This is a genomic window from Vreelandella sulfidaeris Esulfide1, from assembly GCF_054072535.1.
The window spans coordinates 646,084-666,042 of record NZ_CM133364.1; the positions used below are offsets into that span (position 1 = coordinate 646,084).

The 19,959-nt window shown below is 55.8% G+C and carries 12 protein-coding genes; 10 read left to right on the forward strand and 2 right to left on the reverse strand.

Going from position 1 to position 19,959, the window contains the following annotated elements:
- Positions 1-39: 39 nt before the first annotated feature.
- The 10 genes from pilQ (at position 40) to eno (ending at position 16,360) form a co-directional block, all read left to right on the forward strand.
- Positions 40-2,124: a type IV pilus secretin PilQ gene (gene pilQ, locus ACW44H_RS03075; protein WP_457506794.1), complete on the forward strand. Its 2,085-nt coding sequence runs from the start codon at positions 40-42 to the stop codon at positions 2,122-2,124.
- Positions 2,124-2,708: a shikimate kinase AroK gene (gene aroK / locus ACW44H_RS03080; RefSeq protein ID WP_457506796.1), complete on the forward strand. Its 585-nt coding sequence runs from the start codon at positions 2,124-2,126 to the stop codon at positions 2,706-2,708. The genes pilQ and aroK overlap by 1 nt, the downstream gene beginning before the upstream one ends.
- A complete protein-coding gene (aroB, locus tag ACW44H_RS03085) occupies positions 2,705-3,811 on the forward strand; it encodes a 3-dehydroquinate synthase (RefSeq protein WP_457506798.1) in 1,107 nt (368 codons plus the stop codon). Before aroK ends, aroB begins: the two co-directional genes overlap by 4 nt.
- 501 nt (positions 3,812-4,312) lie before the next feature.
- Positions 4,313-8,755, forward strand: a complete 4,443-nt coding sequence (gltB, locus tag ACW44H_RS03090; protein ID WP_457506800.1) for a glutamate synthase large subunit — start codon at positions 4,313-4,315, stop codon at positions 8,753-8,755.
- Between the two features lie 38 nt (positions 8,756-8,793).
- Positions 8,794-10,212 (forward strand): FAD-dependent oxidoreductase, encoded by a 1,419-nt coding sequence (locus ACW44H_RS03095; RefSeq protein ID WP_457506802.1) that lies wholly within the window; start codon positions 8,794-8,796, stop codon positions 10,210-10,212.
- 249 nt (positions 10,213-10,461) lie between these two features.
- On the forward strand, positions 10,462-11,511 hold the full coding sequence (locus tag ACW44H_RS03100; RefSeq protein WP_457506804.1) for an IS110 family RNA-guided transposase: 1,050 nt from the start codon (positions 10,462-10,464) through the stop codon (positions 11,509-11,511).
- 283 nt (positions 11,512-11,794) lie between these two features.
- Entirely contained in the window at positions 11,795-11,974 is a 180-nt protein-coding gene (locus ACW44H_RS03105) for a hypothetical protein (RefSeq protein ID WP_457506806.1), read from the forward strand.
- Between the two features lie 501 nt (positions 11,975-12,475).
- Positions 12,476-14,131 (forward strand): CTP synthase, encoded by a 1,656-nt coding sequence (locus ACW44H_RS03110; RefSeq protein WP_113268674.1) that lies wholly within the window; start codon positions 12,476-12,478, stop codon positions 14,129-14,131.
- 12 nt (positions 14,132-14,143) lie between these two features.
- A complete protein-coding gene (gene kdsA, locus ACW44H_RS03115) occupies positions 14,144-15,019 on the forward strand; it encodes a 3-deoxy-8-phosphooctulonate synthase (protein WP_457506809.1) in 876 nt (291 codons plus the stop codon).
- Positions 15,020-15,070: 51 nt separating this feature from the next.
- Positions 15,071-16,360 carry a phosphopyruvate hydratase gene (eno, locus tag ACW44H_RS03120; protein WP_457506811.1) on the forward strand — a complete coding sequence of 430 codons (1,290 nt, stop codon included), beginning with the start codon at positions 15,071-15,073 and terminating at the stop codon, positions 16,358-16,360.
- A 523-nt stretch (positions 16,361-16,883) separates the two neighbouring features.
- On the opposite strand, the gene fdxA is transcribed toward eno, so the two are convergent.
- Together fdxA and mutS are read right to left on the reverse strand one after the other, a co-directional pair.
- Positions 16,884-17,207 carry a ferredoxin FdxA gene (gene fdxA, locus ACW44H_RS03125; protein WP_113268677.1) on the reverse strand — a complete coding sequence of 108 codons (324 nt, stop codon included), beginning with the start codon at positions 17,205-17,207 and terminating at the stop codon, positions 16,884-16,886.
- A gap of 178 nt (positions 17,208-17,385) precedes the next feature.
- Positions 17,386-19,947 carry a DNA mismatch repair protein MutS gene (gene mutS, locus ACW44H_RS03130; RefSeq protein ID WP_457506813.1) on the reverse strand — a complete coding sequence of 854 codons (2,562 nt, stop codon included), beginning with the start codon at positions 19,945-19,947 and terminating at the stop codon, positions 17,386-17,388.
- Between the last annotated feature and the right edge of the window lie 12 nt (positions 19,948-19,959).

Sequence of the window (19,959 nt, forward strand, 5' to 3'; positions counted from 1 at the left end):
CACGTAGCCACTTTTTTACCAGTAAGCGGATAATAGCTCATGGCAGTTACAGCTTGGCGAAACACTCTCTTTATGGCCATGGCCTCAGTACTTTTATTAGTACTTGTATTAGTACTTTTATTACTGCCTTCTCTGGCGGCTGCCTCGGTGCTGACCGATATTGATGTGCAGCCCGCCGACAACGGTGGTGTCAATGTCGACCTTAGCTTCACTGGCGGTGTGCCTGAACTACGCAGCTACCGCTTGGATTCACCTCCACGTGTGGCCTTGGATTTGGCTGAGGCCCAAAGTGGCCTCACTAATCGGCGAATCAAGGTGGGCCGCCACGGTATCGAGCAGATTACTGCCTTGGAGGGCAATGGCCGAACGCGTTTGGTGGTAACGCTCAGCGAGCCGCAGGCGTTCACATCTAGTGTGCAGGATAACCATCTACGGCTTACCTTCGAGGCAGACAGCCGCCGCTCTCCTCGTCCTTCTCCCAGCATTGCTTCCGCAGGGCTTGAAACTGACGAAGGGCCGCAGATCGAGAATATTGATTTTCGTCGTGGTGCAGATGGCGCCGGTCGGCTGATGGTCACTTTTGACCGAGAAGGTGTCGAGGCGGACGTCCGCGAAGGCGGCCCTGATCAAGTGCTGGTTAATTTGCGCGATGTGGCCATTCCCGACTCGCTTAACCAGGTCTACGATGTCACCGATTTTGCTACACCGATCACACGGATTACGCCCCGCACCAACCAGGGTGATGCCCAGTTGGCCATCGCCACACAGGGCGCTTATGCAATGATTTCCTCGCAAAGTGGCCGAACGCTGACGGTCGAAGTGCAGCCCGCCAGCCAGGAAGCACAATCCTCCCAGGCAACAGGCGAGCGCTTCACTGGTGAGCGTTTAAGTCTTAATTTTCAGGATATCGAAGTGCGTTCGGTGCTAGCGACGCTGGCCGAGTTCACTGGGTTAAATCTGGTGGCTAGTGACAGTGTAACGGGTCGAGTGACGCTCAATTTAAACGACGTGCCTTGGGACCAGGCGCTAGCGTTAATTCTACAAAGTCAGGGGTTGTCGAGCCGGGAGCAGGGCAATGTGATTGTCGTGGCACCTGCCAGTGAGCTGGCAGATTTGGAGCGCCAGGAGCTAGAGGCGCGCAACCAACTTGAAACCCTTTCGCCACTGGTGACCGAGTTCATCGAGATCAAGTACGCCCGAGCTGAGGATTTGGCCCAGCTGCTGCGCGGCGGTGAAGGCGATGGTTTTGGACTGCTCACCGAGCGTGGGCGTGTCAGCATTGATAACCGCACCAATACGTTGCTAGTACAGGATACGGCTGATCAGGTGCGCGATATCGTGCGCACCATTGACCGCTTGGATGTCGCCGTCCGCCAGGTGCAAATAGAAGCACGTATTGTCATTGCCCGAGACACCGCTTCACGCGAGCTGGGCATTAACTGGGGCATGTCGAGCACTCGAGGCTTTCAAGAGGGGGAGGATGGCACGTTCGGTCGACGCGATATCAACCCGAATGGCATTAACCGGGCGCAAGGGGACTTGGCCGTGGATTTAGGTGCTGCCACTGGGCCTGGCACCGGTTTTAGTTTTGGTTATTTATCCGGTGATATTTTGTTGGATTTGGAGCTGCGCGCACTGGAAAGCGAGGGTAAAAGCCAGACTATTTCTCAGCCTAGAATTATTACCGCCAATCAACGTACCGCCAAAATTAGCCAGGGTGAAGAGCGCGCCTTCCAGAGTGTGGATGGCAATGACAACCCGGATACCGAGTTTAAAGAGGCTTTGCTCTCTTTGGAGGTGACGCCACAGATCACCCCGGATAATCGCGTTATCATGGATCTGATCATCAAAAATGATAGCTTCCGTGAATCGGAGTTTGGCGGCGAGCCCCCGATAGACACCAATACAATTGAAACCCAAGTGCTGGTAGATAACGGCCAAACGGTGGTGTTGGGCGGTATTTTAACCACGGAAGAACTGCGCCAAATCGCCAAAACACCGCTTTTGGGTGATATTCCTTTGCTGGGTAGACTGTTTCGCTATACCGAAGAGAGCAATGAAAAGGTAGAGTTGTTAGTCTTTATTACTCCACGACTCCTAGACGATGGCTTAACGGTTCGCTGATGCAGGATTTACCCAACTTATTTCTCATAGGCCCCATGGGGGCTGGCAAAAGCACTATTGGTCGCCTGTTGGCGGCCGAGCTTTCGCGCCAATTCTATGACAGTGACCACGCCATTCAAGATCGCTGCGGGGCGGATATACCCTGGATTTTTGATGTCGAGGGCGAACAGGGCTTTCGCCTGCGGGAAGCGCACATGATCGATGAGTTAACCCGGCTTTCACCCGTGGTGGTTGCCACCGGTGGTGGTGCGGTGCTGCGCGAAGAGAACCGCCGTGCACTGCGCGAGCGTGGCACAGTGGTGTATTTGCTGACCACTGTCGACCAGCAACTCAAAAGAACGGCAAAAGATCGCAATCGCCCGCTTTTGCAGTGCGATAACCGCGAGCAGGTGCTGAAGGATATGTTTGCCCAACGTGATCCGCTCTATCGGGCGACGTCGGATATTGCGGTGCGCACCGACCGGCGAAGCCCGCGGGCAGTCGTGAATGAGATCCTGCGTCGGGTGCATCGGCTGGTGGACCCTCTGAAGTCCTCGTCGCCGTCTCATACGGCCGGAACGCTTAACCATAAGGTATCTCCATGACTTCGACAGCTGGTGCGCCACGCACGCTTCATGTTGCGTTAGATGAGCGCAGCTACCCGATTCATATTGGTACCGGTCTAATGGGTCGGGCCGATACGCTGACACCTTACTTGGCCGGAAAACAGGTGATGGTGGTGACCAACGAGACCATCGCGCCATTATATCTGGAAAAACTCTGTGCCAGCCTGCCCGATCATTTGGATGTGCGTACGCTGGTGTTGCCTGATGGCGAGCAGTACAAAAACATTGAGCAGGTCAGCCGTATTTGGGATGCGCTATTGGAATCCGGTTTTAACCGTCGCTGCACCCTGATCGCCCTAGGCGGCGGGGTGATTGGCGACATGGTTGGCTATGCCGCAGCTTCCTATCAGCGCGGCGTGGCGTTTATTCAAGTACCGACCACGCTGCTTTCCCAGGTTGACTCCTCCGTGGGCGGCAAGACTGGTGTGAATCACCCTCTGGGAAAAAACATGATCGGTGCTTTCTGGCAGCCTAAAGCCGTGCTGGTAGATATCGATACGCTGAGGAGTCTGCCCAGACGCGAACTCTCCGCCGGGCTGGCCGAAGTCATCAAGTACGGACTGATCCGCGACGAAGCGTTTTTAAGCTGGCTGGAAGCCAACATGCCCGCACTGCTTGATGTGGAGCCTGAAGTAGTCACAGACGCCATTGCGCGCAGTTGCCAAATCAAAGCAGACATTGTTGCCGAAGATGAGACTGAACAGGGCGTGCGTGCATTGCTCAACTTGGGCCACACGTTTGGTCATGCCATTGAAGCGCATCAAGGCTACGGCAACTGGTTGCACGGTGAGGCGGTCGGCGCGGGCATGGCCATGGCGGCAACGCTTTCAAACCGGCTGGGGTGGATTGATGATGCAGCACTCGCGCGCAGCCTAGCGGTGATTGACAGCGCCGAGCTACCTTTGGCGGCACCCGCCAACATGTCCAGCGATGACTTTTTAACGCGCATGCGGCTAGATAAGAAAAACATCGATACCCGGCTGCGACTAGTGTTGCTTAATGCGCTGGGTGATGCCTGTGTCAGCGATACAACGCCCGTTGAAATGCTTGCTACCCTGCTTGACGATTACCCTCGCTGTTAAACCACTCTAGAACATCTGCTTCAGCAGAACGCATACGGCAGGGCAGCCCTATCATCGGGCTGTCCTGCCGTCGTTTGTAGGTCAGGATGATCGGGATGAAAAGCTAAAATCATTCGTTTGCCGGCTGCGGTTTAGATAATCCGCATGCCTTATGCGCTATCGGCATGGGGTTTTTTAGCCTTATTAGACTAAAGTATGGCGCCTAATCTGGTTGGTTTATTTATCGTTTAACGTCTTTACAAGTGCTTGAAGTATATGCTTTTTTCACTTAAGAAGGTGTGCAAATACAGGATTTGAAAAGGGTTTCCCTGACGTTGTGAACGTCAAGAGATTGCGCAACGTAGGCGCCAATCGCTATGCTTACCGGCCATTTTCTTGCAGCAGCCTACGTGGGAAACACCCTATTCTGGGCAGGTTATAAGCACCATAAAAAAAGCAAAACCGTCCTTTATACCATATAAAAGCTGCTAAAAAAATACGCTGACTAGTAGAGGCACGCCCATGAATAGAGGTCTTCACCAGCCTGGCGAATTTCGCGATAACTGTGGTTTTGGCCTGATAGCCCATATGGAAGGCCAGGCTAGCCACGACTTGCTGAAAACTGCCATCGAATCATTGACCTGCATGACCCACCGGGGCGGTATCGCTGCCGACGGAAAAACCGGCGACGGCTGTGGTCTGCTACTCAAAATGCCTACCCCCTTTATGCAGGCGCTGGCCAAAGAGTCGTTTGATGCCGACTTGGGTGATCGCTTTGCCGTGGGCGTCGTGTTTTTACCCAACGATGATGCCCGGGAAGCGAATGCCCGCGATACCTTGACCCATGAGCTAGAAGCGCGTGGGCTCAACGTGCTGGGTTGGCGCGATGTGCCGACGGATCCCAGCGTTTGTGGCCCCATGGCGCTGGATTGCCTGCCGCGTATTCGTCAGCTGTTTGTAAAGCCTGGCCTGGGTGAGCACTTCGATGTTGATCTGTTTATGGCTCGTCGCCGCGCTGAACAGGCGTTGCGTGACGAAGAGGACTTCTATGTCGCATCGCTTTCATCCGAAGTGATCTCCTATAAAGGTCTGGTAATGCCGGAGGATCTACCGGCGTTTTATCAGGACTTGAACGACCCGCGTCTGGAAACTGCCATTTGCGTTTTCCACCAACGCTTCTCAACCAATACCGCGCCTCGTTGGCCGCTGGCACAGCCGTTCCGCCTGTTGGCGCACAATGGTGAGATTAATACCATTGAAGCCAACCGCGGCTGGGCGAACTCGCGTAAAGCCAATTTTGTTAACGAGCGCCTGCCGGATATCGCCGGTCTGGATGAGATCGTCAACACCACCGGTTCTGACTCTTCAAGCATGGACAACATGCTGGAAGTGCTGCTGACCGGTGGAATGGAACTTCATCGCGCGGTGCGCATGATGGTGCCGCCAGCGTGGCAGAACGTCGAAACCATGGACGCTGAACTGCGCGCGTTCTACGAATATAACTCCATGCACATGGAGCCGTGGGACGGCCCAGCGGGCGTGGTCATGACCGATGGCCGCCAAGCAGTCTGTATGCTTGACAGAAACGGCCTGCGCCCGGCGCGCTGGGTGATTACCAAAAACGGCTATATCACGCTAGCCTCGGAAACGGGCACCTACGGCTACAAGCCGGAAGACGTGGTTGCCAAGGGTCGTGTTGGTCCCGGCCAGATGCTCGCCGTGGACACCCAGACCGGTGAAGTGCTGCACACTACTGATATCGATCAGCGCCTGAAATCCGCCTACCCCTATAAGCGCTGGTTAAAGCAGGAAGCCAACTACTTGGAGTCAGCGCTGACCGAGCTTGCGCGTTTCCAGACCATGGATACCGACTCGCTGAACGTTCAGCAGAAACTTTTCCAGGTAAGTAATGAAGAGCGCGACCAAGTGCTGCGTCCGTTGGCGGAAAGCGGTCAGGAAGCCGTTGGCTCGATGGGCGACGATACACCGATGGCGGTGCTGTCGAGTCGGCCTCGCTTGTTGACGGACTTCTTTCGCCAGAAGTTTGCCCAGGTCACCAACCCGCCGATCGACCCACTGCGCGAAGCGATCGTCATGTCGCTGGAAACCTGCTGTGGCGCCGAACTGAACGTGTTTAAAGCCACGCCTGAGCACGCGCATCGCTTGATTTTGACGACCCCGGTGCTGTCGCCGCGCAAGTTTACTGCGCTGGTGAGCCAGGATGACCCGGCCTTTGCCAGCCATACGCTGTCACTGGGTTACGACCCCGAGCAGCAGAGCCTGCACCAGGCGCTCAAGGCGCTCTGTGCAGAAGCTGAAGCACAAGTGCGCGCAGGTAAGGTCATTTTGGTACTTACCGACGCCGAGTTGGCGAAAGGGCTGATTCCCATTCAGGCTGCCTTGGCGGTGGGGGCTGTGCACTCGCATTTAGGCCGTTTGGCATTGCGTCCCAACGCCAATATCGTGGTCGAAACCGGCTACGCACGCGATGCTCACCAGATGGCGGTGCTGTTTGGTGTGGGTGCCACGGCGGTTTATCCCTGGCTTGCCTATCAGGTCATGGCGGATATGCACCGCATCGGCGAGCTGACCGGCAACCCGGCTGACGGTCGCGAGAATTATCGTAAAGGCCTACAGAAAGGCTTGTTCAAGATCCTGTCTAAAATGGGTATTTCGACATTGGCCTCCTACCGGGGTTCGATGTTGTTCGAGGCGGTGGGTTTGTCTGATGAAGTGATGGACCTGTGCTTTGTGGGCATGGCATCGCGTATTCAGGGCGCTGGATTTGCCGAGTTGCAGATGCAGCAGGCGCTGCTGGCAAAAGATGCCTGGACTCCCCGCAAAGGTATCTCCCAGGGCGGCATGTTCAAGTATGTCCATGGCCACGAGTATCACGCCTACAACCCCGACGTGGTGATGACGCTGCAGGCCGCCGTGCAGGAAGGCAGCTACACTAAGTGGAAAAAGTTTGCGCAACTGGTTAATGAGCGTCCGGTCGCTACTATTCGTGATTTGCTCAAGCTCAAACCTGCTGAAACGCCGCTTGCGCTGGAGGAAGTAGAGCCGATTGAAGACTTACTGCCCCGTTTTGACAGCGCGGGTATGTCACTGGGTGCGCTCTCGCCTGAAGCGCATGAAGCGCTGGCTCAAGCCATGAACGAAGCCGGTGGTCGCTCCAATTCCGGCGAAGGCGGCGAAGACCCAGCGCGTTACGGCACTATCCGTAGTTCGAAGATCAAGCAGATCGCCTCGGGTCGCTTTGGTGTTACCCCGGCGTATTTGGTCAATGCAGAAGTGCTGCAAATTAAAGTCGCCCAGGGCGCCAAGCCCGGTGAGGGCGGTCAGTTGCCCGGCGGTAAAGTTAACCAGCTAATTGCCAGGCTGCGTCATGCAGTGCCCGGCGTTACGCTGATTTCACCGCCGCCGCACCACGATATTTACTCTATCGAGGATTTGGCCCAGCTGATTTTTGACCTCAAGCAGGTCAATCCAGACGCCCAGGTGTCGGTCAAGCTGGTCTCCGAGCCCGGCATCGGCACCATCGCCACCGGCGTGGCCAAGGCCTACGCCGATTTGATTACGGTCTCGGGCTACGACGGCGGCACGGCGGCGAGCCCGCTGACCTCGATCAAGCACGCCGGTTCTCCTTGGGAATTGGGCTTGCCCGAAGTGCACCAAGCGCTGCGTATCAACGGCCTGCGCGACAAGATTCGCCTCCAGACCGATGGCGGCCTGAAAACCGGCTTGGATGTGGTGAAAGCCGCGATTCTGGGTGCAGAGAGCTTTGGCTTCGGTACCGCGCCCATGGTCGCGTTGGGCTGTAAATACCTGCGTATTTGTCACCTCAATAACTGTGCCACCGGTGTGGCGACCCAGGATGATTTTCTACGTGGCGAGCATTTCCGCGGCACTGTGGACATGGTCAAAAACTACTTCCGCTTTATCGCCGAAGAAGTGCGCGAGTTAATGGCGATGCTGGGTGTACGCAAGCTCACCGACCTAATTGGCCGCACCGACCTGCTGGAAGCGCTTGAGGGCAATACAGCGTCCCAGCGTAAGCTTGACCTGACGCCGCTGTTGGCGAATGACTTTGTGCCTGCCGATGCGCCGCAGTTCTGCAAGGTTAGCCGTAACGTACCTCACGACCCAGGTGCTAAAAACCAGGAAGTGCTGGCGGCGTTGAAAGATGCCATCGAAAACCGCTCGGGTGGTGAGTTTGATTTCACTATTACCAACTGTGACCGGAGCGTGGCTGCGCTAACGTCCGGCGCGATCGCCAAGCGCTATGGCGACGAAGGCCTGGAAGACGCACCGATCACCGCCCGCTTTACTGGGGTGGCGGGGCAGAGCTTTGGGGTATGGAATGCGCGCGGCTTGAACCTTTATTTGGAAGGCGATGCCAACGATTACGTCGGTAAAGGCATGAACGGCGGCAGCATCGTAATTGTGCCGCCTAAAGTCAGCCAGTTCGAAAGCCATAAGACCGCTATTGTCGGAAACACCTGCTTGTATGGTGCTACGGGCGGTACGCTGTTTGCGGCCGGTATGGCGGGCGAGCGCTTTGCGGTACGTAACTCTGGCGCGACAGCCGTCATCGAAGGCGCGGGCGACCACTGCTGCGAGTATATGACCGGCGGTTTGGTCTGCGTGCTCGGCGAAACCGGGGTTAACTTCGGCGCGGGCATGACCGGTGGGTTTGCCTATGTGTTAGATGAGGAGCGCACCTTCGTGGACAAATATAACCACGAGCTGGTCGAGATTCATCGTATCAACACAGAGGTCATGGAGGCGTATCGTCGTCACCTGCGTGAAATGATCGAAGCCTATGTGGCTGCAACGGGGTCAGCGCGTGGGGCGGAAATTTTAGAAGACTTCAGCGATTACGCGCGCCACTTCTGGCTGGTGAAGCCCAAAGCGGCCAGCCTGGGTAGCTTGCTGGATCAGTCTCGGCGTCAGCCGGAATAGCCCGCTTATGCCCCTCACGCTGACAGGAGAAAAAGATCATGGCTAACCGTTTAAATAACGATTTCCAGTTTGTCGATGTGGGTCGTAAGGACCCACAAAAGAAAGATGCTCGCGCCCGCGCTAAAGAGTTTGCGGAAATTTATGAGCCGTTCAAACCCACCGATGCGGCAAGCCAAGCGCATCGCTGCCTGCACTGCGGTAACCCTTACTGCGAGTGGAAGTGCCCGGTGCACAACTATATTCCCAACTGGCTACAGCTGGTGGTGGAAGGCAACATTATTGAAGCTGCTGAGCTGTCGCATAAAACCAATTCGCTGCCCGAAGTATGTGGCCGCGTTTGCCCGCAGGACCGCCTCTGCGAAGGCGACTGTACGCTGAATGACGGCTTCGGTGCGGTGACCATTGGGTCGGTGGAGAAGTACATCACCGATACGGCATTCGCCATGGGCTGGCGTCCCGATATGTCTCACGTCACCTGGACCGACAAAAAAGTGGCCATTATTGGCGCGGGCCCTGCTGGTTTAGGCTGTGCCGACATTCTGGCCCGTAACGGCGTCAAGCCGGTGGTGTTTGATAAGTACCCTGAGATCGGTGGCCTGCTGACGTTTGGTATTCCCGAGTTCAAGTTGGAAAAGAACGTCATGGAACGCCGCCGTGCGGTCTTTGAGGAAATGGGCGTCGAGTTCCGTCTCAATACCGAAATCGGTACCGATATCGAGTTTGAAACCTTGATGCAGGAGTACGACGCGGTCTTTCTGGGCATGGGTACCTATAAGTACATGGAAGGTGGCTTTCCAGGTGAAGAGCTGCCGGGCGTTTACAAGGCGCTCGATTTCCTGATTGCCAACGTCAATCGCTGCCTGGGCTTCGAGCAAGACCCCAACGACTATATTTCCATGGAAGGCAAGCGTGTCGTGGTGTTGGGCGGCGGCGATACAGCGATGGATTGTAACCGCACGTCCATTCGCCAGAATGCAACCAGCGTGACCTGTGCGTACCGTCGTGACGAAGGCAACATGCCGGGGTCGCGCCGCGAAGTGGCCAATGCCCGTGAAGAGGGCGTGGAGTTTCTGTTCAATCGTCAGCCGGTCGCGGTAGTGGGTGAAGAGAAGGTCGAAGGCGTGAAGGTGGTTCGCACACGCTTGGGTGAGCCCGATGAAAACGGCCGTCAGCGCCCTGAGGTGGTGCCCGGCTCGGAAGAGATCATTGCGGCGGATGCTGTGGTTATCGCTTTCGGTTTCCAGGCAAGCCCCGCGCCGTGGTTCGACAGCGCCAACATTCAGGTCGACGAGCGCGATCGCGTCACCGCGCCGGAGCACGGTCAGTATGCGTTCCAAACCAGCAACGAAAAAATCTTTGCCGGTGGCGATATGGTGCGCGGTTCTGATTTGGTGGTCACGGCGATTTACGAAGGCCGCCAGGCAGCGGAAGGCATTTTGGATTACCTGGGCGTTTAAAAGCGTTACTGAATACGCTTGATGTCATCGCGAGCGAAGCGTGGCGATCTGGTTAGATTGCCGCGTCGCTGCGCTCCTCGCAATGACAGGGCGCGATGCTTCAGCTAAATGTCATCGCGAGCGAAGCGTGGCGATCTAGGGTTAGATTGCCGCGTCGCTGTACTCCTCAATGAAAGGGACTCCTCCCCTCTCGAAGCTTCAGAGAGCTACATTGATAGCTGAACCACTTCAATGCGGAGGGGAAGAGTCATGAACAAGCATAAGACAATAGGTATTGATCTGGCAAAGCGCGTTTTTCAAGTGTGTGTTGTCGACACACGCTCCTCGCGTGTTCAGGTCAACAAAGAGCTTAAACGGCATCAGGTGTTGGATTTTATGCGCCGTCAGCCGGCCTGTCGGGTGTTCATGGAAGCGTGTGGCGGATCGCATTATTGGGCGCGACAGCTGCAGGCCCTCGGCCATACCGTTGCCCTCATTTCGCCCCAGTTTGTGACGCCCTTCCGCAAGGGGCACAAGACCGATGCCAATGACGCGCTCGCGATCGTCGAGGCTGGATTGCGCCCTGATATGCGCTTTGTCCCACTCAAAAGCGTCGAGCAACAGGATATTCAGAGCCTGCACCGCATTCGGGAAAGGTATATTCATCAACGCACCCAGTTGATCAACCAGGTTCATGGACTATTGCAGGAATATGGAGTGATCAGCGGTCGGGGGCAGAAAGCGTTAAAGCAACGTGTCTGGCTCGCCCTGGAAGATGCCGACAACGAGCTTTCGATGTTGATGCGTGACTTGATTGCCGAGCAAATGGCGGAGCTGGATCGACTCAACGAGCGTATTCAGTCACTGGATAAACGCGTGGAGCAGATGAGCCGTGCGGTGATGCCTTGTCGCCAACTGTTGGCGATTGAGGGAGTGGGGCCGGTGGTCGCCACCCAGCTCTATAGCGCCCTCGGTAACGGCAACGCGTTCAAGAAAGGTCGCCAAGCATCAGCGTATCTGGGATTAACCCCGACACAACACAGCAGCGGTGGCATCGCGAAGATCAAGGGCATTGGCCGAACGGGTCAAGTCTCGCTGAAAGCCGCTCTGATACGCGGCGCACACTCGGCCATCAACACCGTGGGTGACAAGCAGGATGCTAAAAGCCGTTGGCTACGCGCGCTGGTCGCACGCGTTGGCAAGAACAAGGCGGCAGTCGCGCTAGCGAACAAGACGGTGCGAACCGCCTGGGCTGTCCTACACCGTGGTCAGGCCTACCGCCAGGAGTTTCATGAGAGTTCAGCGCTGATGGCGAGCTAAACGTTAATACCATCAGCGTTTAAGCGCCGAGAGGCGACTACCTTGTTGCCGAGCAACGATGGATGAAAAACAGGTCAGACCGACCTTCTCAAAACCTGGTCATTGCGATGGCTGAAGAAGCCTACCGCTCGTTGAGGAGAGAAGGTGCGCGACATTCATCAGGGTCCGGGGATAGCGTCCCCCTTGAGAGGCCGACTATACGCACGCATCGGCTTACGTTTTTCCATCATCGTCGCTTGCAACCGGGGAGGAGTCCCTATACGCACACTCGGCCATCAACACCGTGGGTGACAAGCAGGATGCTAAAAGCCGTTGGCTACGCGCGCTGGTCGCACGCGTTGGCAAGAACAAGGCGGCAGTCGCGCTAGCGAACAAGACGGTGCGAACCGCCTGGGCTGTCCTACACCGTGGTCAGGCCTACCGCCAGGAGTTTCATGAGAGTTCAGCGCTGATGGCGAGCTAAACGTTAATACCATCAGCGTTTAAGCGCCGAGAGGCGACTACCTTGTTGCCGAGCAACGATGGATGAAAAACAGGTCAGACCGACCTTCTCAAAACCTGGTCATTGCGATGGCTGAAGAAGCCTACCGCTCGTTGAGGAGAGAAGGTGCGCGACATTCATCAGGGTCCGGGGATAGCGTCCCCCTTGAGAGGCCGACTATACGCACGCATCGGCTTACGTTTTTCCATCATCGTCGCTTGCAACCGGGGAGGAGTCCCTATACGCAATGACAGGGCGCGATACTTCAGCTAAATGTCATCGCGAGCGAAGCGTGGCGATCTAGGGTTAGATTGCCGCGTCGCTGTGCTCCTCGCAATGACAGGGCGCGATGCTTCAGAATGGCAGCGCGTACTTTCAGTAGTGCAGTTCAAATTGAGCCTTAGGTCGTAATCTGCTAGTCTGTCGACCCATCCTGGCGTGGCTTTCTGCCGTGCCTTCTGATCACGTTTCGACAGGTTATCCATGACACGATATATCTTCGTGACCGGCGGCGTTGTGTCCTCTCTTGGCAAGGGCATCGCCTCCGCCTCGCTGGCGGCGATTTTAGAGGCCCGCGGCCTTAAGGTCACCATGCTCAAGCTCGACCCGTACATCAACGTGGATCCGGGCACCATGAGCCCCTTCCAGCACGGTGAGGTGTTCGTCACAGAAGATGGCGCCGAAACCGACCTTGATCTCGGGCATTACGAGCGTTTTATTCGCACCAAAATGACCCAGCGCAATAACTTTACGACTGGGCGTGTTTACGAGCACGTACTGCGTAAAGAGCGTCGTGGCGATTATCTTGGCGGCACCGTTCAGGTCATCCCGCACATCACCGACGAAATTAAGCAGCGCGTTTACGCGGGCGGCGAAGGGTTCGATGTGGCGCTGGTCGAAATCGGCGGCACCGTCGGCGATATCGAATCACTGCCGTTCCTGGAATCCATCCGCCAGATTCGTAGTGAGCAGGGCGCCAACCGCGCGCTGTTTATGCACCTCACGCTGGTGCCCTACATCAAGACGGCGGGTGAAACCAAAACCAAGCCGACCCAACACAGCGTCAAAGAGCTGCGTTCCATCGGTATCCAGCCGGATATTCTGATTTGTCGTAGTGAAGTGGAGCTGGAAGAGAGCGAGCGTCGTAAAATCGCCCTGTTTACCAACGTCGAAGAGCGTGCCGTGGTACCACTGCAGGATGCCGATACGATTTATCGCATTCCGCTGATGCTCCATGAACACGGCCTGGACGAGATCGTTTGCGACAAGCTGCGTTTGGAAGCCCCCGAAGCCGATCTCTCTGAGTGGGTGAAGGTGCTGGACTCCAAACTCAATCCGCTCAAATCCGTTAGCATCGCCATGGTAGGTAAATACATGGAGCTGCTGGATGCCTACAAGTCGCTCAATGAAGCGCTGATTCATGCGGGTATTCAAGGTCGCATCAAGGTCAACGTCGACTATATTGACTCTGAAGACATTGAACGCCACGGCACTGAGCGCTTGGCGGGCAAAGACGCCATCCTGGTGCCCGGTGGCTTCGGCGAGCGCGGCGTGGAAGGCAAGATCCTCACGGCCCAGTTTGCCCGTGAAAATAACGTTCCCTACCTGGGTATTTGCCTAGGCATGCAGGTGGCCGTTATTGAGTTTGCGCGTAACGTGGCAGGTTGGAGCGATGCCAACTCGACTGAGTTTACCCACGATACCCAGCACCCGGTGGTGGGGTTGATCACTGAGTGGCTGAACCCGGAAGGTAAGATTGAGCTTCGCGACGCCGCGTCTGATTTAGGCGGGACCATGCGTTTGGGCGGCCAGGTTTGTCATCTTGCATCTGGCACCAAAGCACGCGAAGCCTACGGGTCTGATGAGATTGTCGAGCGCCATCGTCATCGCTTCGAAGTCAATAACCAGTTTATTGATGAACTTGAAAAAACTGGGCTGGTGATTTCGGGTAAGAGCGTTGACCAATCTCTGGTCGAGGTTATCGAATTGGCGGATCACCCCTGGTACGTGGCTTGTCAGTTCCACCCGGAGTTCACTTCCACGCCGCGTGATGGCCATCCGCTCTTCTCAGGATTTGTGAACGCCGCGCTAGAACATAAAACAGCGCGCAATCGCGCCCATGCACATTCTCAGGAATAAGAGGGCAGAAGCATGGCTTCTCAAGAAGGGTCTCAAGAGGGATCTCAAGAACGTCATATCAACGTTGCCGGCTTAACCGCCGGCAATTCGTTACCGCTAATGCTGCTAGGCGGGATGAACGTGCTGGAGTCTGCCGAGCTTGCCGACGAAGTCGCGCAGGCCTACGTCACGGTAACGAAAAAACTGGGCATGCCGTACGTTTTCAAAGCCAGTTTTGATAAAGCCAACCGTAGCTCGATCCACTCCTATCGCGGCCCTGGTATAGAAAAGGGGCTGCAGATATTGGCCGACATCAAAGCCCGCCACAACGTGCCGATTATCACCGATGTGCACGAACCCTGGCAGGCTGAGGCGGCGGCGGAAGTGGCCGATATTATCCAGTTGCCTGCTTTTTTGGCCCGGCAAACCGACCTGGTTGTCGCTATGGCTAAAACTGGCGCGGTTATCAATATCAAGAAACCTCAGTTTTTGGCGCCCCATGAAATGCGCCATATCTTGAGTAAATTCCAGGAAGCGGGTAACGACCAGTTAATGCTCTGCGAGCGCGGCTCAAGCTTCGGTTACAACAATCTTATTGTTGATATGCTGGGCTTTGGCGATATGAAGCAAACGGGGTATCCGGTATTTTTCGATGTGACCCATGCGTTGCAGCGCCCCGGTGGGCGTGCGGACAGCGCTGATGGTCGCCGGGCTCAGGTGTCGGAATTAGCGCGTGCAGGCGTGGCTGTCGGGCTCGCAGGGCTGTTTTTAGAGGCTCACCCTGACCCTGATAACGCCAAGTGCGATGGGCCCTGTGCGCTACCGCTCGATCAGTTAGAGCCGTTTCTAACACAGCTTGCCCAGCTGGATGCACTGGTTAAAGGGTTTGAGCCGCTAACGATTCGCTAATCAGGACGTTATATTAATAATTCTATTTAATTAACAGGAAAGGATATAGCCATGACCAAAATTGTTGCTATCAGTGCGTTGGAAGTACTGGATTCACGTGGTAACCCGACCGTTCAGGCGCATGTGCGTCTTGCCAGTGGCGCTGTCGGTGAAGCCTGTGCGCCCAGTGGTGCCTCTACCGGATCGCGTGAAGCATTAGAGCTTCGTGACGGCGATAAATCGCGCTATCTGGGCAAAGGCGTACTGAAAGCAGTCGAGGCGGTGAATGGCAAAATCCGTGATGCGCTATTGGGAATGGATGCACGTGATCAGCGTGGCCTAGACGAGGCCATGCTGGCGCTGGACGGCACGGACAATAAAGCAAACCTGGGCGCTAACGCGATTCTGGCGGTTTCGCTGGCAGCGGCTAAAGCCGCTGCTAACGCCAAAGGCGTGCCGCTGTATGCGCACATTGCCGAACTCTACGGTCAGCCGGGCCAGTACAGCATGCCGGTACCAATGATGAACATCATCAACGGCGGTGAGCATGCGGATAACAACGTCGATATCCAGGAATTTATGGTGCAGCCGGTTGGCGCGCCTAATTTCCGCGAAGGGCTACGCATGGGCGCGGAGATTTTCCACGCGCTGAAGAAAGTGCTCTTCGCGAAAGGCCTTTCAACCTCGGTTGGCGATGAAGGTGGCTTTGCGCCCGATTTAGCCTCGAATGCCGACGCACTGGCAGTCATCAAGCAAGCCGTTGCAGATGCCGGCTATACCCTGGGTAAAGATGTCACCCTTGCGCTGGACTGTGCTTCTTCCGAATTCTACAAAGACGGTCAGTACAACCTTTCTGGCGAAGGTAAGAGTTACGATGCCGAGGGCTTTACTGATTATTTGGCAGGCCTATGCGCTGATTACCCGATCGTCTCTATTGAAGACGGGATGGATGAATCGGATTGGGCGGGCTGGAAAGCGCTGACCGACAAGCTGGGCGATAAAGTACAGTTGGTGGGTGATGACCTGTTCGTCACTAATACCAAGATCCTCAAGCGCGGTATCGATGAGCAGATCGGTAATTCTATCCTGATCAAGTTCAACCAGATCGGTTCGCTCTCCGAGACCTTGGATGCTATCAAAATGGCCCAAGACGCGGGCTTCACAGCGGTTATTTCGCACCGCTCGGGTGAAACCGAAGACACCACCATTGCCGATTTGGCGGTGGGCACCTGTGCCGGGCAGATCAAAACGGGCTCACTGTGCCGCTCTGATCGTGTTGCCAAGTACAACCGTTTATTGGTGATTGAGGCCGAGCTAGAAAACGTCACTTATCCGGGCTTAAAAGCAATTAAAGGTCAGTAAATAGCCAATGCTGAGCGAACTTTTCATTTGGCTTGTAAGAGATGTCTCAAGATTTTGTAAGATATATCTTACAAATGCCGACGAGAATTGCTCGGATTAGATGGTTAAATACGAAATTTTCCACTAATTTAAGTTTAAGTGGCTGTTTTAAATATATTATTTTTTATAAGGCGAGTCGCTAAGGCTCGCCTTTTTGCATTTGGGCGTTGTTGAGAAGTCGAGACGATCTGCGACAATGAACACAGGACAAGGGGAGGCAAGGATGCTTCAGACAGGATGCAGCGGGATGAGGGTCAGATGCGCCGGGTGATACAAAGAGGTAAGTCCCGGCAGGGAAGTCATCTGAGGAAGTTGATCCAGGGAGTGGTCAGAGGAAGTGCTTGGAGCGGGCGGCCTAAGGGCCGCCTTTTTTTTGCCCGCAATTTGGCAACACATTTTTGACGAATCACTTTCGGCGACACAATAAAAAACCAGCGCTAATTTAAAATAAGCGCTGGTTTTAAAGAGAGGTATTGATTAGCGGCTAGCGCTCTAGTTTCTCTAGCTTGCCGGGCTTGCCATCCCACTCTTCGGCGTCAGGCAGCGGATCTTTGCGCTCGGCAATATTGGGCCATACTTCTGCCATCTCAGCGTTTATCTCGATAAATGGCTCCTGCCCATCGGGCAGCTCATCCTCGGAAAATATCGCTTCGGCGGGGCACTCAGGCTCACACAGTGCGCAGTCAATGCACTCATCCGGGTGGATGACCAGGAAGTTCGGGCCTTCGTAGAAACAGTCGACCGGGCATACTTCCACGCAGTCGGTGTATTTGCACTGGATGCAGTTCTCGGTAACGACAAACGTCATCTTGCTATCCCTCTTGCAGGGCCGGGTTGCTCCCGGCCATGGTCAATCGTGAATGGTTATAAATCAGCCGTTTTTTATAAGCTAAAAGTTTGTGCGACATTCTAGAGGTGCGCATACCTGGCGGCAAGCGCCATATGGCCTTCTGTATAACCTGCTATAGGTCGTTCGGTGATCACCATTAGATCAGGTCTCGCCATTGATACAACAGTGATAGCGCTTCCCGCGGCGTCAAACCATCCATATCCACATTTTCCAATGCCTCCACCACAGGATGTGGCGCAGCGGCGAACAGGTCGTTTTGCTGCGGGGTGCTGCGTGGTGCTTGTCTGGTTGTATCTACGTCGTGGTGCTCCAGGCTCATCAGCTTCTCACGGGCTCGCTTAATAACATGGCCGGGAACGCCCGCTAACTGTGCCACCTGTAAGCCATAGCTCTGACTGGCGGGGCCTGCCTCAATGCGGTGCATAAACACGATGCTGTCGCCATGCTCGGTCGCTGTTAAATGAATATTGGCAACCCCTTCAGTATGTTCAGGCAATGCGGTCATTTCAAAGTAGTGAGTCGCAAACAGCGTTAGCGCACGGCCCTTTGCCAAATGCTCGGCACTGGCCCAAGCCAGCGACAAGCCATCAAAGGTGCTGGTACCGCGGCCAATTTCATCCATCAAAATTAAGCTTTGCTGGGTGGCGTTGTGAAGAATATTGGCGGTTTCGGTCATCTCGACCATAAAGGTGGAACGTCCGCCAGCGAGATCATCTGAGGAGCCAATGCGGGTAAATATCCGGTCCAGCGGACCAATCTCAGCGGCGTCGGCGGGTACAAAGCTGCCACAGTGGGCCAGTAGAGCGATTAACGCTGTCTGGCGCATATAGGTTGATTTACCGCCCATATTGGGTCCGGTAATAATCAGCATATGCTGGTCTGGATTGAGCGTCACGTCATTGGGAACAAAAGGCGTTTCACTGACTTGTTCAACCACAGGGTGCCGGCCTGCCTCAATACGAATGCCGGTGGTCTCGCTTAACGTCGGACGAACCCAGTGCAGCGCTTCGGCACGCTCGGCGAAGGCGCAAAGTACGTCTAGCTCCGCTAGAGCTTGAGAGGTGCTTTGTAGTGCATGGAGGCTGTTATTAAGCTCACCCAGCAGGCGATCATACAGCCACTTTTCACGCGTCAATGCGCGGGATTTGGCCGATAGCGCTTTATCTTCAAACTCCTTGAGCTCGGGAATGATAAAACGCTCGGCGTTTTTAAGCGTTTGACGGCGAATATAGTCAGCGGGCGCCTGCTGCGCCTGGGAGCGGGGCAGCTCAATAAAGTAGCCGTGTACCCGGTTGTAGCCCACTTTAAGATTGGCAAGCCCGGTGCGTTCGCGCTCGCGAATCTCCAGCTTAACAAGGTAGTCCCCGGCATTTTCGGCCATGCCGCGGTGTTCATCGAGCTCGGCATCAAAACCATCGGCAATCACGCCGCCGTCCCGAATCACGACAGGTGGATTTTCGATCAAAGCACGGCTAAGCGTGTCGGCTAATTCGGGGTAGGGGCGAATATGTGGGCGCAGGCTGTCGAGGGCGCTTCCGCTCTCTACCTCGCCCAGCTGCTCCTCAAGGGTAGGCAAGGTGACCAAAGCGTCACGCAGACGCGCCAAATCTCGCGGACGAGCGCTATACAATGCGACCCGGGCCAGAATGCGCTCCACATCGCCCACCGCGCTCAGCGTGTCGCGTAGCGGCATATAAGCGGCATCCAGACTTAATAGCGCCACGCCCGCATGGCGGTTCTGGACGATCTCTCGTTGCCGCAAAGGACGATTGAGCCAACGTTTGAGTAGCCGCGAGCCCATGGCCGTGGTGCAAGTGTCCAGCACACTAGCGAGTGTATTGTCCGCACTGCCGCCGAGGTTGATGTCGATTTCCAGATTGCGTCGGCTGGCGGCGTCAATCACCACGGCATCATCGCGATTCTCAACGCTAATCGCAGTAACGTGTGGCAGGCGCGAACGCTGGGTATCACGGGCGTAATCAATCAGCACCCCGGCCGCAATCAGCGCCGTGGTGAGATGCGCGCAGCCAAAGCCGCGTAAGTCCTGTACTTCAAACTGATCGCAGAGGCTGCGGGTAGCGCTCTCCAGGTCAAACAGCCACTCGCCCTGGCGGCGCAGGCTGCGCTTTTGCGACCAGGTGTCGGGTAACGCCAGGCTTTCGGGTACCAGTAGCTCGGCGGGGGAGAGGCGTGTTAACTCGGCGAGCATTTCGGCCTCGCTCTCCACTTCCAGTACGTTGAAGCGGCCGCTGGAGAGTTCCAGCCAGGCCAGGCCCCAGCTATCTTTGCCGGGAGAGACTGATACCAACACGTTGTCGCGGCGTGCATCCAGCAGCGCTTCATCATGCAGCGTGCCGGGGGTGACGATGCGCACGACCTGGCGGTCAACGGGACCTTTGCTGGTAGCGGGATCGCCAATCTGTTCGCATATAGCCACCGACTCGCCACCGGCGACCAGGCGTGCGAGATAGCCTTCAGCACTATGATAAGGTACGCCTGCCATCGGGATCGGTTTGCCCCCCGACTGCCCGCGCTGGGTAAGCGTAATATCCAGTAGTGCCGCGGCGCGCTTGGCGTCATCAAAAAATAACTCGTAAAAATCCCCCATGCGGTAGAACAGCAGTACCTCGGGGTGTTCGCGTTTGATCTTTAAATATTGCGTGATCATTGGCGTGTTCGGGGGGATGGCCTGTGACATGGGCGTCCTGAT

What these genes read in the sequence shown, in the direction of transcription:
- pilQ (WP_457506794.1), top strand. Translation starts at nt 40, where the DNA reads ATGGCAGTTACAGCTTGGCGAAACACTCTCTTTATGGCCATGGCCTCA.
- aroK (WP_457506796.1), top strand. Translation starts at nt 2,124, where the DNA reads ATGCAGGATTTACCCAACTTATTTCTCATAGGCCCCATGGGGGCTGGC.
- aroB (WP_457506798.1), top strand. Translation starts at nt 2,705, where the DNA reads ATGACTTCGACAGCTGGTGCGCCACGCACGCTTCATGTTGCGTTAGAT.
- gltB (WP_457506800.1), top strand. Translation starts at nt 4,313, where the DNA reads ATGAATAGAGGTCTTCACCAGCCTGGCGAATTTCGCGATAACTGTGGT.
- ACW44H_RS03095 (WP_457506802.1), top strand. Translation starts at nt 8,794, where the DNA reads ATGGCTAACCGTTTAAATAACGATTTCCAGTTTGTCGATGTGGGTCGT.
- ACW44H_RS03100 (WP_457506804.1), top strand. Translation starts at nt 10,462, where the DNA reads ATGAACAAGCATAAGACAATAGGTATTGATCTGGCAAAGCGCGTTTTT.
- ACW44H_RS03110 (WP_113268674.1), top strand. Translation starts at nt 12,476, where the DNA reads ATGACACGATATATCTTCGTGACCGGCGGCGTTGTGTCCTCTCTTGGC.
- kdsA (WP_457506809.1), top strand. Translation starts at nt 14,144, where the DNA reads ATGGCTTCTCAAGAAGGGTCTCAAGAGGGATCTCAAGAACGTCATATC.
- eno (WP_457506811.1), top strand. Translation starts at nt 15,071, where the DNA reads ATGACCAAAATTGTTGCTATCAGTGCGTTGGAAGTACTGGATTCACGT.
- fdxA (WP_113268677.1), bottom strand. Translation starts at nt 17,207, where the DNA reads ATGACGTTTGTCGTTACCGAGAACTGCATCCAGTGCAAATACACCGAC.
- mutS (WP_457506813.1), bottom strand. Translation starts at nt 19,947, where the DNA reads ATGTCACAGGCCATCCCCCCGAACACGCCAATGATCACGCAATATTTA.